At 64.9% G+C, this 13,696-nt stretch carries 11 protein-coding genes; 3 read left to right on the top strand and 8 right to left on the bottom strand.

The genetic code is table 11. The features are described 5' to 3' along the window. Positions 1 to 198: 198 nt before the first annotated feature. The 5 genes from I6F24_RS17760 to I6F24_RS17740 form a co-directional block, all read right to left on the bottom strand. On the bottom strand, positions 199 to 1,590 hold the full coding sequence (locus I6F24_RS17760) for a hypothetical protein (protein ID WP_225148848.1): 1,392 nt from the start codon (positions 1,588 to 1,590) through the stop codon (positions 199 to 201). Continuing rightward, positions 1,587 to 2,855, bottom strand: coding sequence for a glycosyltransferase family 4 protein (locus tag I6F24_RS17755; RefSeq protein ID WP_036024724.1), 1,269 nt, complete (start codon positions 2,853 to 2,855; stop codon positions 1,587 to 1,589). The genes I6F24_RS17760 and I6F24_RS17755 overlap by 4 nt, the downstream gene beginning before the upstream one ends. A gap of 30 nt (positions 2,856 to 2,885) precedes the next feature. Continuing rightward, positions 2,886 to 4,226, bottom strand: coding sequence for a hypothetical protein (locus I6F24_RS17750; protein WP_036024725.1), 1,341 nt, complete (start codon positions 4,224 to 4,226; stop codon positions 2,886 to 2,888). Beyond that, positions 4,226 to 5,365, bottom strand: coding sequence for a glycosyltransferase (locus tag I6F24_RS17745; RefSeq protein WP_036024727.1), 1,140 nt, complete (start codon positions 5,363 to 5,365; stop codon positions 4,226 to 4,228). Before I6F24_RS17745 ends, I6F24_RS17750 begins: the two co-directional genes overlap by 1 nt. A gap of 253 nt (positions 5,366 to 5,618) precedes the next feature. After that, a complete protein-coding gene (locus tag I6F24_RS17740) occupies positions 5,619 to 6,722 on the bottom strand; it encodes a glycosyltransferase family 1 protein (protein WP_050995922.1) in 1,104 nt (367 codons plus the stop codon). 181 nt (positions 6,723 to 6,903) lie between these two features. Here I6F24_RS17740 and I6F24_RS17735 point away from each other — a divergent pair, with 181 nt between their 5' ends. Further along, on the top strand, positions 6,904 to 7,791 hold the full coding sequence (locus I6F24_RS17735; RefSeq protein WP_036024730.1) for an aldose 1-epimerase family protein: 888 nt from the start codon (positions 6,904 to 6,906) through the stop codon (positions 7,789 to 7,791). A 23-nt stretch (positions 7,792 to 7,814) separates the two neighbouring features. On the opposite strand, the gene I6F24_RS17730 is transcribed toward I6F24_RS17735, so the two are convergent. Then, positions 7,815 to 8,663, bottom strand: a complete 849-nt coding sequence (locus I6F24_RS17730; RefSeq protein WP_074448114.1) for an MBL fold metallo-hydrolase — start codon at positions 8,661 to 8,663, stop codon at positions 7,815 to 7,817. Positions 8,664 to 8,910: 247 nt separating this feature from the next. Between I6F24_RS17730 and I6F24_RS17725 the strand changes: the two genes are divergently transcribed. After that, the gene (locus I6F24_RS17725; RefSeq protein ID WP_036024738.1) at positions 8,911 to 9,714 is read left to right on the top strand and encodes a response regulator transcription factor; all 804 of its coding nucleotides are present in this window, start codon (positions 8,911 to 8,913) and stop codon (positions 9,712 to 9,714) included. 68 nt (positions 9,715 to 9,782) lie between these two features. On the opposite strand, the gene I6F24_RS17720 is transcribed toward I6F24_RS17725, so the two are convergent. Further along, entirely contained in the window at positions 9,783 to 10,553 is a 771-nt protein-coding gene (locus I6F24_RS17720) for a transglycosylase SLT domain-containing protein (RefSeq protein WP_074448115.1), read from the bottom strand. A gap of 52 nt (positions 10,554 to 10,605) precedes the next feature. Next, positions 10,606 to 11,742 carry a CocE/NonD family hydrolase gene (locus I6F24_RS17715; RefSeq protein ID WP_199751047.1) on the bottom strand — a complete coding sequence of 379 codons (1,137 nt, stop codon included), beginning with the start codon at positions 11,740 to 11,742 and terminating at the stop codon, positions 10,606 to 10,608. 164 nt (positions 11,743 to 11,906) lie between these two features. On the opposite strand from I6F24_RS17715, the gene pgm reads away from it, so the two are divergent. Further along, entirely contained in the window at positions 11,907 to 13,553 is a 1,647-nt protein-coding gene (gene pgm, locus I6F24_RS17710) for a phosphoglucomutase (alpha-D-glucose-1,6-bisphosphate-dependent) (protein WP_036024743.1), read from the top strand. The last annotated feature ends 143 nt before the right edge of the window (positions 13,554 to 13,696 follow it).

Here is a 13,696-nt window from a genome sequence, read left to right as displayed (position 1 = left end):
CGGCAGATGCCATTTTCATGGGCGATCAATCTGAAAGATTTTATCGCACTGGTTGTATCCGTACTTTCCCGGATATGACCGCTTGGTTTGATCGGGGAGGCGCAATGGTTCCGTCCAGGACCTGAATTTGAGCCGTGGCCCAACGGCTCAGTTGCTCGCCCGCTGTGTTCCGATCCGTGCCGGATGCGGCGAATTGGGCTAGCCGCGACGGGCCAGCATCAGAAAGTCACCGCGCCATCCGACGATCGCCGTTGCGAGCGCGGCGATCACGATCTTGCCGGCAAGCCATGTCGCGGGCTCGGTCGGCATCGCGCCGAGTGATCCGATCAGGACGGCGGCCACTAGCGCCTGCGCGACCAGTGACCAGCGCGGGAATGCCTCGAACCGCAGTGTCGGACCGAGCGCAAACAGAATCGCTGCCAGCGTGGCGAGGCAAGCGCAGCCGACCGCCTGTTGCGGCGACAGGCCGGCCCATGCCGCGGCCAGCGCGACGGCAGCGACGATCGCGAGCTGGCCGGCCGCAACGATCACGAGCCTCGTTGCGAGCTTCTCCAGGTGCGGAACGACCGCGACGGTCGCCTGGAGATGCGTGTGCAGGAAATAGAAGACGGCCACAACAGGTGCCGTCGTCAGGAAGCCATCAAGGCTCTCCCGCGGCACCAGGATACGGGCTGCATCCGGAATGAAGCCGACGAGACCGCCGAGCAGCACGAGGGTCGTGCAGACCATGAACTCGAACATCCGCCGCGTCGATTGCACCGACTTCATGACGGTTCCGTGCTCGAAATCCTTCACGACATCGGGATAGCTCACGGTGTGGATCGCTGCATTGAGAACCCAGAACGGGCGTTGCAGCAGGTCGAGCGCAATCGAGAATCCGGCGCCGGCGCCCGTCGCGCCCAGCCGGCCGATGATGATGAAGCGGAGCAGCACCGGCACCGAGAGATGGATGACGGACGCACCCGCCGCCAGCATGCCGTAGCGGGAGAAATCCTTCCAGTCGGCCAGCATCGTCCGCAGCGGAACGCGCTCCAGGGGGGTGCGATAGGCCACCAGCCCCGCGAGCAGGCCCAGGGCGTGGCCCGCACTGACGCCGAGCAGCGCCGCTTCCGCCGTTCCCCAAATCGCCGCACCCGCGGCGGCTCCGGTCAGAAGGGCGGTAGCGCGAAACGCCAGGAGAGAGGAGGCGACACCCAGCCGGTCGGACAGGCGGACCGACAGCAAATAGAGGTCGGTCAGGCCCTGAAGCACGGATATGCCGAGGCCCAGCGCGATGATCCCGGCCGGGAGTACGCTGGCCAGAGATGCGCAGCCGCCGACCACGACGAGCGCGCCTGCGCTCGACAGGCCCGCGGCAAAGAGCGACCACCTCAGCCGCGCCGCCTCGTTCTCCTCGGCTGCTGCCAGGAAGCGCAATCCGGCGAGCTGCAGCCACTCGAACATCAGGACGCAGAGCAACTGGCTCGAGGCCAGTGCCAGCGAGAAATTGGTGTAGTCGGAGGCGGGCAACAGATGACTGATCGCGAAGATCAGGATGATCGCCGCGGCGCTCTGATAGAGGTAGCCCGCCATCGCGAAGAGGCGTGTCATCTCGGAATGAGGCGCTCCTTGCCGACGGCCCGCGGCGCTTCAGTCGTTGCTGCGCGCACGCGCGACATCCGTTGCTCGCGCAGTTGCTCGTACAGATTCTTGTAGGATGACAGCACGTCGGCAAATACCCATTTGTTGGTATCCGCGATCAGGCGCCGGCTGATCTCGTCGATCTTGTGCGGATCGGAGGCGACTGCGAGCATGCTGTCGGCCAGGGATTGCGGATCGGCTTCGGTCAGCCAGCCCGTCACGCCGTGCTCGATGACCTCGGGCATGCCGCCAAAGCGCGTTCCGAGCAGCGGCCTGCCGGCCGCCTTGGCGTCGGCGACGACGAGCGGACCGGGGTCGTGCCAGATCGAGGGGGCAATCACCACGTCGACCTGCTTGTAGAAATCGTCCGGCACCACGAATCCCATGAACTCGATACGCGCATCCGGCGCGAGCGCCCTGAGGCGCCGTTGTTCCTCGTCGCTGACGCGACCGGCGATCAGCATCCGGATGCGATCCCGAGGCAGCATGGCAAGGGCATGCATCAAATTGTCGATGCCCTTCTCCTCAGTGAGCCGGCCGATGAACCCGAACGTCACTTCCGTGGTGCAGACCGGGCGAGGGTAGGGCTCGCGCGGCGGTTCGGTCGAGGCGTTGCGGATCACGGTGCGGATCGGCGTCTCCGCGAACAGGCCCATGTCGGTATGAATGGACAGCACGCGCTCGCTCACGCCGACCACGGCGCTCAGCCAGTGCGTCGCCCGCTTGCGATGGAAGGTCAGGATCCCGCAGCTCGTGCAGGTGTGCTCGCATGAGCGTCCCTTGTCGAAGCGCGAGCAGCGCGGGCAGGTCAGATAATAGTCGTGAAGCGTATGCAGCACCGGGACGCCGAGCTGGGCGGCAACGCGCCAGATCGCGGTGGTGAGACCGGACAGATTGTTGGAGTGCAGCACGTCCGGCTTGAAGGCCCGGATGCGTTCCGCGATCAGCGGCGCCTGCATCTGCCAGTCGTCGACCGCATGCCAGATGCTGCGCAAGACGGCGTTCTTCTGCTCCGTGAAGGGCCGATAGATGTTCTGGACCGGCGCGGAATGGACGTTGATGCCGTTGCAGCTTTCGCGCTCCTGCCCAGGGGACGATGCGGCCCGGATCACCTCGACCTCGTCTCCGCGCTGCACCAGGCCTTCGGCGAAGCGCCGCGCGAAGATCTCTGCACCGCCGACGATCTTGGGGGCCTGAGGCGTCGGATAAAGCGTGGACGTCAAAAGAACTTTCATCACTGAACCTCATGTTTTGCAAAATCGCGCTTACCGCGCCGGCCTTATCTCCAAAGCGGGCATGGCACCGTTGCTCGCTGCAATGAGAACCGGCGTGGTCGAAACCGGAATCCAGGCACCGGACGCAGGTCTTGCGGCCGAGTCGCACGGCATCGCAAAGGTTGCGCCGTCCTGATCGCCCTTGATCCTGACCTCGTAACGCCGCTCGGGAGTCTCGGACCACACCGCAACTCTGGCGCCGGACGTCGTCGTTGCATTGATCGACACGACGCCGCTGGCGAGCTCGCGTTTCTCGGCGCTCAGGCTGGAGCGGATGAAAGCCCAGGCGCCCTGAGCCGCGCAGGCGACCGGCTTTGGGGAGTTATCGAAACGATAGAGTCCGAAATTGTGCTCCAGGTCCGATGCGTCCTTTCCACTGTCCTTGAGTTCGTAGAACCACATTCCTTTGAGCCAGCGCGCCGCGGTCGATGCCCACAAGATGAGCTGTGCCGTATTGTCGGACTGGGCTTGTTCGCTGACGCCGCATTTACTGGTGGCAGCCGTGGTCCACCCCGTCTCGGTGACATAGATCGGAAAATCGGGGTTTCCGCTCGCCTGGCCGACCAGGCGGTGAAACGCCGTCAGCCTGTCGATGATTTCGGCCGAGGTGCGTTTGCTCGGGCCCATACAGAAATTGTAGAGATGGATCGATGCGCCGTCCGCATATTGAAGAATGCCGGTCCGCAGCATCTTCTCGGTCCATGTCCAGCCCAGATCGTCGCCGAGCGCGCCGACCAAAAACGGCGCATTTGGCGCCACCCGCTTGACTACCGGCCGCGTGACCTCGGCAAGCGCCCGATAGTTTTCCGGCGAGAACGCAGGATCTTTCTTCGCCGCCAGGTTCCATTCGTTCCAGAGCTCGAACAGCGGATGCTGCGCCACCACCGATTGCGCCGCCGCCGCCGCATAATCGGCGAACCGCTGCCGCGCCTCGTCCGTCGTCGGTGGCGAGGAATTCGGAACGAGATGATGGCCGAAGGCGAGGATCAGGAGAGGGCGCGCGACGCCGGACTTGACCTGCGCTTCGAGCCTGCCAAGTCGGGGTGTGAAACCCATCCGGCGTCCCCCAACCTCGAACTCGGACCAGGGAAAATCATCGCGAAAGGAATTGAGACCGAGTTGCTTGATCTGGGCGACGTTTTCCGAAGGCACGTATCCGCGCGCGCTCACCGGGCCGCCCAGCCCCTGATGCGTGCCGACCCCGAGCAGGAATCGGGCATCGAGCGGTTGCGCCTGCTGTGCGCAGACCGACACCGGAAGGAGAATGGATGCGAAGAGGCTCGCGAGGCGGAGACTGTCGCGAACCAAGGTGCGTGGGAGCGGTGCAGCCATCAGAAATTCTTGGAGAGATCCGACTGCAGCCCCGCCTTCGCTTCGACGGGCGTCTGGTCGTCCTGAAGCAGCTCGACATAGACCTGCTGCAATTGCGCATGCGTCTTTTCGACGTCATAGAGCTGCTTGAAGCGGTCGTAGCCGCGCTGTCCCAGCACCTTGAGATCGAGATCGAGTGCGCGCCGGAAACCATTCACGAGCGGCTGAACCGCGACGGGCTCGCAGAGCACGCCGGTGACGCCATCGACGACGATCTCGGGCAAAGCGCCGCTGCGGAACGCAAGGATGGGTTTGGCCGCCCGCATCGCTTCGAGCGCAACGAGGCCGAAGGCTTCCCATCGTGACGGAATCACGACGAGGTCGGCGGCCTCGAGCTGGGTCTCGATGGTCGGGCGGTCGAGCCAGCCCAACAGGGACACGTTGGACGGGACGGTCGGACCTTCGTACTTGTTGACGACGGAGGCGCCGATCATGCGGACGTCCAGCACATCCTCGAGCGCGCGTGCCGCTTCGATCAGCAGATCGAACCCCTTCTGCCGGTCCAGGCGTCCGATGAACAGCACCTTGACCTTCTTAGAGGTCCAGTCCGCGGAGATGGGCTGCGGCGTGCGGCTCTTCGAGATGCCGTTGTGGACCACGGTGAGGCGGTCGGCAGGAATTCCCGCGCGCACGGCTTCGTTGTACTCGTCGCCGGAGATGCAGATGATTCGGTCCGAGGTGCGCGCAAGCAGGTTCTCCGCCGCCTTCGTCAGCTTATGACTGAAGCGGCCGGTCTCGCGCGAAAATGCCCAGCCGTGCGGACAATAGACGACGCGCGGTCCGCCCGAGCGGGCTGCCAGCGCGGGCCGGAGCACGAGCCCTGCAAAGGAAGAATGCAGGTGCACCACGTCCGGTCTGAAGGCATCCAGCGCTTGCATGCTGGCACGCAGCATCTGGAATAGGCCGGCGACGCTGCGGCCGGATCGTTCGAATGTTGTAATCTGGTTGTCATCGATCGCGCCAAGGTCGCCCCGATGATCCGACGGCACGACATAATGTACGTTCTCGGCACCGAAGCTGGCCTGTTGTTGAGGATGCAACTCGTTCAGATAGCTCGCGATCCCGCCACGGATCGTTTCGGCGATGTGCAGCACTTTCATCGTTTGCCTTGCGTAGGGCCGCGTTGGAGAGCCGGACATCTGTATCCCTGTTCTGTGTTCGCTAGTGCGAAACACAGTTCCTCGAATACGTAGCGATATTGGGGCAGCGATGTGGTGATGTTGCGCCAAGGCGCTCGTGCTTGCGATCATCGCAAGAACGAAGAAGAAATTTCATGGAACCAGGCAAAGAGCCGCGAGTTGCAAACCGTTTATGCAAAAACCGTTGCGCGCGATAGGCGAACCGCGCCGTGTTTCACGCAGCGCTGGCGACGTTCGCCGGCACTGCGAGGTGATCGAGCAACGTCTTCGCCGATTTCTTCCACGAATAGAGTGCAAGGCGATCCTGTTGCCGTCGGCGTTCCTGGTCCGAGATCGCGCCGATTGCCAATCTTTCGAGCATGAGCTGCTTCAGCGCCTCGGCATCCGTGGCGTCAAAATACGCAGCCGCGTCGCTGCACGTCTCCACGACGGCGTCGGCCCTCGAGGCGATGACTGGGCAGCCGAAGATCATGGCTTCGAGCGGCGGCACGCCGAACCCCTCGTAGAGCGAGGGAAACACGAAGGCCGATGCGTGCGCATAGAGCGCGGCAATCTCGCTGTCGGTCAGACGGCCGGCCAGCACCAGGCCGGAAGCCCCTTCGCCCGAATTATCCTGAAAGACCTTGCTGTTGTCGCCGCCGACGATGACCAGGGGAACGTCGGCCCGGTCGAGCAGCTGGATGGCGCGGATCGCGACGGACAGGTTCTTGTTCTTGGTTTTCGAGCCCACGAAGAGGAAGAACTTCTGCGGCTGAACGCCGAGTCGGGCCAGGATGCCGGGATCGGGCTGCGTGGCTGCAAAGTGCTCGGCGCTGTTGGGGAAGACGGGAATGCGCGATGCCGAGAGATTCAGCACGTCCGCAAGCTCCTTGCGGGAAAATCCCGACACCGTTGCGATGCTTGCGTGCCGGGCGAGCATCCGCCCCATCGTGCGATGGACGGTCAGATAGCGCCAGTTGAAGAAGTCGGGCCTGCGAAAGACCTGGGCGTCGTGAATCACCACAATGTGGTCGCGATGGAGGACGGGTCCGGAATTGGCCAGGCTGATCAAGCGGCTCCCGGCGGCAGCGCGGGCGAGATCGATTTGATCCCACGCGTGCCCATGCAGCCGGCCGACAGCGCGAATCTTGATCCGGTCGAGATCAAGTTCCTCGCTTGCATCCGCGGGCTTCAACAATTGCCAGTCTGCGTTGCGCAGCGAGGCCGGAATCTGCTCCGACGCGAGCAGCACGTCGATCGCCTTGACCATTTCAGCGGCATAACGCTGCACGCCCGTGAGCTTTTGCGACAGAAAGCGGCCGTTGATGAAGAATTTCAATTGGGGACCACGATGGTTCATGGAGTTCCGGCCGGGTTCGCGGGGAGCTCGCGGTGGAGGAGCCGCACGTGAGCAATCGTTAGGTACAGAAATATGACGCAGCCGGGCATGGCTCGGAGGCGCCGCCTGCATGGCCCGGCGTCGCCTTGCTGCGTGCCAGGCCGGGGTGTAGAGGTCGGCCATGACCGATGACACCCACTCCTTCCGCTGCGGCTCGCTCACCGCGACCGTCAAGGCGCACGGCGCCGAGCTCTGCTCGCTGAAGGGCGGCGGCACCGAATTCCTTTGGCAGGCGGGGCCGGAATGGCCGCGTCACGCGCCGCTGCTGTTTCCGATCGTCGGGCGCCTTGCCAACGACGAATTGCGGCATCAGGGCAGGACGTATCGGATGACGCAGCACGGCTTCGCCCGCGACAGCCGCTTCGTGTGGGCAGAACGCGGCGAGAGCCGCTGCACCCTGGTGCTCGATGATAATGAGACGACGCGCGCGCTCTATCCGTTCCCGTTCCGGCTGACGGCGGCCTATGCGATCGATGAGTCCGGCCTCGATCTGACGCTCACGATCGCCAACACCGGCAAGGAGACGTTGCCGGCCTCGCTCGGCGGTCATCCCGCCTTCAATTGGCCGCTGCAGCTCGGCGCGGCGAAGGAGAGCCATGCCCTGACTTTCGCGAGCGCCGAACCGTCTCCGGTCCGCCGTCTCGAAGGTGGATTGCTGCGGCTGGCAGCGGAGCCGAGCCCGGTCAAAGGCACCTCGCTTCCCTTGTCGGACTCCCTGTTCGTCGACGACGCCATCATCTTCGACCGCATCGAGAGCACTTCGGTCCGCTATGCCGCGGCGGGAGGTGCATCGACCGGGCCATGGCTGAAAATGTCCTGGCGCGGATTTCGCGAGCTCGGCGTCTGGTCGAAACCGTCAGGCGCGCCGTTCCTCTGCATCGAGCCCTGGCGCGGCTACGCAAGTCCCGCCGGCTTTCAAGGCGAGTTTACCGACAAGCCGGGGCTGATGCACATCGCAGCCGGCGCGGAAGAGCAATTGTCGTTCCGCATCGAGGTCGGATCGTCCTGAGGCGGCGAGTTGATCGATGATGATCAGACCTCGATGCGCGTGAGATCCTCGCCGAGCACGACCGGTCCTGCATAGTCCCGCCTGACGTCATCAAGCAATGCGTTCAGCATGGCATCGTCGGTACGCGGACGGTGATGGGTCAGCGCGAGCTTCTTGACGCCGGCTCTGGCCGCGATCTTCCCGACGGTGTCGCCGCAGGCGATCGTGTATTTCGCAAGCCGGCGCAAATGCTCGTTGTTGATCTCCGGCGTGGCGAGGAAGCAGCACTGCACCAGCAGGTCGGCTCCCTCGGCCAGCCGCTCGAGCCCGTGGCAGCGGACGGTGTCGCCGGAAATAGCAATGACCTTGCCTTCCGCTTCGAAGCGATAGCCGAGACAGATCCAGCGCGCCAGAAAGGCCGCCGGCATGTCGAGGCCGTCGCCATGCGAGACCAGTTCGGCACTGATCTTCCAGCGACCGGTGTCGAGCACGGGGCCTGGAATGATGTCCGTTGCGGCGACCGGCTTCCAGCCGCCGAAGCTCGGCTCGCCCTGGTCCCGCCAGATGATGTCCTTGTCGTAGACCTGCGTGATGAGCGTGTTGACGAGCCGCTCAGTGTCCGGCGGCCCATAGATGCGGAGCTCGTCCTTGCGCCCGTGCATCCACGAATTCAACATCACATCGTAGAGATCGCCGATGTGGTCGAAATGGTGATGGGTGAGGAAGACCGTGTTGATGGCGCCGAGCGGCACGCCGGCCTTGTGAAGCTGCACCATGACGCCACGGCCGGCGTCGAACAGGATGTTCTCCTCGCCAAGCCTGATCAGCGTGGTCGTCGCCATGCGGCGCGGGTCCGGGCGCGGGCCGCCGGTGCCGAGCAGTATGACCTCCATGCGCCACCTCCGAGTGCAGGCTTTTGGAGGCACAGTAGATGCGAAGCTCACAGGGGAGCAAGCCGCAGAGCGCCGCCCGAAGTACGATCTGCTTTTCCGAAAATCGGGAGACTGCCGGCGCGACGGTGCGCGGAATGAGAATTGTGGGCCAATTCATACTTAATGTGCCAAGAGCATGACCAATATTGTTTGCGCATCACAACGCGCCTAGTATCGCGGCAGGCAATTTCGGGGGCTCGAACAGGCTGTGAATGCCCGTTCACATGACGGCGCGTTGCGCGGCGACTTGAATCTGCAGGTCGGGACGCAGGCACATGGGACCGCCAGGACGGCGGTAGCTTCCGCTCGTCCGCCCGGCCGCGAGCGGCTGATCGTCGTCGAGGACGATCCGGTGACGCGGACCATGCTGGTCGACTATTTCAGCGACAACAATTTCGACGTGGTCGGCGCCGGCACCTGCACGGAGTGCCGTCAGGCGCTGCGCGCGCGCACCGATCTCGTCTTCCTCGACGTGCAACTGCCTGACGGGGACGGCTTCGAGCTCGCCAAGGAGATCCAGGCCACCAGCAACGCGGGCATCATCTTCGTGACGCGGCGCGACACCGACGTCGACCGCATCCTCGGCCTCGAGGTCGCCGGCGACCATTACGTCACCAAGCCGATCAACCTGCGCGATCTGCTCGCGCGTGCGCGCAGCGTGCTGCGGCGTCGCTCGATTGACCGCAAGGCGGCGCGCAACCACAATTCGATCGCGTTCGGCGACTGGATCATCGACCTGACCCGGCGCGAATTGCTCGGCAACGACGGCAAGCCGGTGGCGCTGACGCGCGCCGAATTCGACCTGCTGGCGGCGCTCGTCGGCGCCGACGGCAGGCCGCTCAGCCGCGACTATCTGATCGAGGTGGTCAGCAACCGCCAGGCCGAAGTCGACATCCGCACCGTCGATGCGCTGGTGGCGCGGCTGCGCCGCAAGCTCGTCGGCAGCGGCACGCCCGTGATCGCGACCGTCACCGGCGTCGGCTACAAGCTCGCGCTCAGCGAGCGGCTGTAGCGCAAGATCCGGAAAAGCGTGCAGCGGTTTTCCGGCAAGATCATGCTCAGACAATAGCAACATCGCCGTCAGCGCGATGCGACGCGCTTCCAACGTGCTTCGATGCGCGCCTTGATCCGGCTGACCCTGGCCTCATGGGCCGCCCAATAGGCGCGGCTGGCGGCCGCGGTGCCTTGACGATAGCGGGCATAGACCGCCTTCGGCTGCACCGGCATCTTCGGGCGGCTCGCCGGTTTCACGGGCGCCGCAGCCGCAACCGCAACGGCAGCTGCAACCGTGGACGCCGGATCCGGAGCAGCCGCAGCTTCGCGCTCTCCCGGCATCGCGCTCATCGCGACAAGCCGGTTGCGGGCCCGGTTGCAATAGACCTGCGACCGCGCGCTCATCTCCACTTCGCCATGACCCGCCCGGTATTTCATCAGCGCGCGGCAGAGGTCCCCGCCCGAAAGCCGCCAGGCTTGGCTGAGATAGAGCACCCCGTAATGGATGTTGACGTCGGGTTCGGCCAGCTCCGCGCTGCTGCCGCGGAAGCCCAGCATCGCCGCGGTCTCGGGGCGCACCTGCATCAGGCCGATTTCGCCCGCGCTGCCGATGACCGCCGGGTTGTAGCCGCTTTCGACGAAGACGACCGCCTCGGCGATATCGGCCGGCAGATTGGTGCTCTTGGTTTCCCTCTCGATGATCTTCCGGATCGTGGTCCGCGACGACGGCGTTTCCCCGGCGCCGAGCTCGCTGCTGCCGTCAGCCGCATGTGCGCCGATCGGAGCCGACACGAGCAGGACGACCGCGACGTGCCTCCACGTCGCGCCGAGAATGAAGCGTGCCCAATCCCGCAGCATGGGCTTGTCATAGAGCGCCGGAGTTAACAAACCGGCCTCAGGCGTGTGTGCGTCACGGTCGCGCGCGGGCGCTCTGGTCGGTGGATCTGGCCTGCGACGGCTCCTCCAGCTGGTCATCGACCGCATAGAGCGTGCAGCTGGGCGACCATTTCATGCAGGCTGCCAGCGAGTCGCGCCGGGCCTCCTCAGTCGTCGCCCGTCCGGCGCGCCAGCCGTAGCCGCCGTTCGGCGACACCGCAAAGGCCTTGTGCGGCAGCAGGCTGGCGAGATAGCGCGCGAACTCGGCCCGCGCGGCCTCGTTGAGCTGGCGTGGCGGCGGCAGCGGATCGGGCAGGCTCAGGAGGTCATGGCCGAGCCCGCGCTCGCGCAGGAAGGCGTCGAGATACGGTGTCCATTGCGGCCGGCCCGCGACCGAATAGAGATAATGCCCGTCTTCGCCGTAAGCCGGCGCCGCGACGAACCTCGCATTGCCGCCGCCCGCGCGAAATCCGTCATGGAGCCGGCGCGCGAGGTCGGGACCGAAATAGGAATCGTTGCTGGCATAGACCCACAGCATGGGCACGTGCGAGGTCTTGCCGAAGGTGGCGAAGGCCTGCACCAGCCCATCCGGATTGCAGACATCGTCGTCGTTGCGCGAGCCGCGGCCGCCGGCAAAATTGATTGCGGCGACGAGGCCCGCCGGCGCCTGTGCGCTCAGCGCCACCGTTGCAAGGCCGCCTGCGGAATGGCCGGCCGCGATCATGCCCGATGTCGTCACGTCGCCCCGGTGCGCCATCGCATCGATCGCGGCGCGCAGATCGGCAACCGCGACGGCGGCCGCCGGCAGGTACGCGGCCTTTGCGCAACCGCCGACGCTGTCGACGCGCCCGCCCGGCGAGGTGCCGTAGCCGCGCCGCATCACCACCAGCGCCGCAAAGCCGCGCCGGGCGTATTCCAGCGCGATGCCATAATATTTGTGCGCCGACATGGTCGCGCGGTCCTCGAACTTGCGCGGCGAGCCATGGCTGAGCAGCGCCAGCGGATAGCGCTTGGTCCCGACCGGTCGGACCAGAAAGGCCTCCAGCCCCTGCGGTCCGGCCTCCGCCATCGGGATGCGCAGGTCCTCGGTGTAGAACTCCGCGGCGCGCGCCGGTGCACCGGCCAGGATGAGGCTGGCGATCAGTACGAGCAGCTTGCGCGATGGGATCATCAGACGATTCGAAAGGGCGGTGCTGCCGAGCATAGCACGAAGGCCGCTCATGGGGACTGCAGCGCCTCCAAGGAACGCCTTCCCCGTCGCGCGTGTTGTGCCCTTGGCGGGGGCTTGGCCGATGCTATGGTGTCCCGCACTCACGACAGGACGAGGGTATTCCAGTGGCTGATGTTCATCCCGCGGCGGGCAAGCAGGCCTCGCCGGACGCGCTCACCAATATTCCGCGGCTGGTGACGGCCTATTTCGCCGGCAAGCCGGATGCGTCCGATCCGGCACAGCGCGTGGCGTTCGGCACGTCGGGCCATCGCGGCACCTCGTTCAAGAACACCTTCAACGAAGGCCACATCCTCGCGACCACGCAGGCGATTTGTGATTACCGGAAAGAGAAGGGCCTGACCGGCCCGCTCTTCATCGGCATCGATACCCATGCGCTGGCCGAGCCGGCGTTGGTCAGCGCCATCGAGGTGTTCGCAGCCAACGGCGTCGAGGTCATGATCGACAAGGATGGCGGCTACACGCCGACGCCCGTCATCTCGCATGCGATCCTCACCTATAACAAGGGCCGCACCTCTGGTCTTGCTGACGGCGTCGTCATCACGCCGTCACACAATCCCCCCGAGGACGGCGGCTACAAATACAATCCGCCTCATGGCGGCCCGGCCGATACGGACGTGACCGCTGCCGTCGAGAAGTGCGCCAACGCCTATCTCGCCGGCGAGCTCGAGGACGTGAAGCGCATCGACTATGCCAAGGCGCGCAAGGCCGCGAATGTCCACGCCTACGACTTCGTCACGCCTTACGTCGCCGATCTCGGCAATGTCGTCGATCTCGACCTCGTCAGATCCGCCGGCGTCAAAATCGGCATCGATCCGCTCGGCGGCGCCGCCGTGCATTACTGGCATCCGATCATCGAGCGCTATGGCCTCAACGCCAATGTCGTGAACGAGGCGATCGACCCGACCTTCCGTTTCATGACGGTGGACTGGGACGGCAAGATCCGCATGGACTGCTCCTCGCCCTACGCGATGGCGAGCCTGATCGGCATGCGCGACCGCTTCGACGTCGCCTTTGCCAACGACACCGACGCCGACCGCCACGGCATCGTCACGCGCACCGGCGGGTTGATGAATCCGAACCATTACCTGGCGACCGCGATCTCCTACCTGTTCGCGCACCGTCCGGACTGGGGCAAGGATGCGGCGATCGGCAAGACCGTGGTGTCGAGCTCGATCATCGACCGCGTCGCCAAAAAGCTCGGCCGCAAGCTGGTGGAGACGCCGGTCGGCTTCAAATGGTTCGTCGACGGCCTCGTCACCGGCGGCTTCGGCTTCGGCGGCGAGGAGAGTGCAGGGGCCTCGTTCCTGCGCCGAGACGGCGCGGTGTGGACCACCGACAAGGACGGCGTCATCCTCGGCCTGCTCGCTGCCGAGATCATGGCCAAGACCGGCCGCGATCCCAGCCAGATCTTCAATGATCTCACCGCCGAATTCGGCATGCCGCATTACGCGCGCATCGACGTTGCCGCCACCGGGCCGCAGAAGAACATCCTGAAGTCCCTCACGCCAGAGCAGCTCGGCCTCAAGGACCTCGCTGGCGATCCGGTTCGTGCGACGCTGAGCAAGGCGCCCGGCAACGGCCAGCCCTTCGGCGGCATCAAGGTCGAAACCGATTTCGGCTGGTTCGCCGCGCGGCCGTCCGGCACCGAGGACGTCTACAAGATCTACGCCGAAAGCTTCCGCAGCCCCGAGCACCTGAAACGGATCCAGGAGGAAGCCCAGGCGGGCCTAGCCAAGGTGTTCGCGGCGTAAGTTGTTCCGAGAGGTCGCCGCTGTCTTACCCTCCCCAGGGGAGGGTAAGCGGAGCCGGAGCCGGACGCGGTCATTCCCCCGTTATGTATACAATCACGACGATAAAGGTATTAAGGTAGAGCTTATTCCATCTTGAACAATTC

It is taken from the genome of Bradyrhizobium sp. BRP23 (genome assembly GCF_020194135.1).
Taxonomy (GTDB): domain Bacteria; phylum Pseudomonadota; class Alphaproteobacteria; order Rhizobiales; family Xanthobacteraceae; genus Bradyrhizobium; species Bradyrhizobium yuanmingense.
The sequence above is the reverse complement of the archived record's forward strand: the minus strand, read 5'-3'. Positions and strand labels throughout refer to the sequence as shown.

What these genes read in the sequence shown, in the direction of transcription:
- I6F24_RS17760 (WP_225148848.1), bottom strand. Translation starts at nt 1,590, where the DNA reads ATGACACGCCTCTTCGCGATGGCGGGCTACCTCTATCAGAGCGCCGCG.
- I6F24_RS17755 (WP_036024724.1), bottom strand. Translation starts at nt 2,855, where the DNA reads ATGAAAGTTCTTTTGACGTCCACGCTTTATCCGACGCCTCAGGCCCCC.
- I6F24_RS17750 (WP_036024725.1), bottom strand. Translation starts at nt 4,226, where the DNA reads ATGGCTGCACCGCTCCCACGCACCTTGGTTCGCGACAGTCTCCGCCTC.
- I6F24_RS17745 (WP_036024727.1), bottom strand. Translation starts at nt 5,365, where the DNA reads ATGAAAGTGCTGCACATCGCCGAAACGATCCGTGGCGGGATCGCGAGC.
- I6F24_RS17735 (WP_036024730.1), top strand. Translation starts at nt 6,904, where the DNA reads ATGACCGATGACACCCACTCCTTCCGCTGCGGCTCGCTCACCGCGACC.
- I6F24_RS17730 (WP_074448114.1), bottom strand. Translation starts at nt 8,663, where the DNA reads ATGGAGGTCATACTGCTCGGCACCGGCGGCCCGCGCCCGGACCCGCGC.
- I6F24_RS17720 (WP_074448115.1), bottom strand. Translation starts at nt 10,553, where the DNA reads ATGCTGCGGGATTGGGCACGCTTCATTCTCGGCGCGACGTGGAGGCAC.
- I6F24_RS17715 (WP_199751047.1), bottom strand. Translation starts at nt 11,742, where the DNA reads ATGATCCCATCGCGCAAGCTGCTCGTACTGATCGCCAGCCTCATCCTG.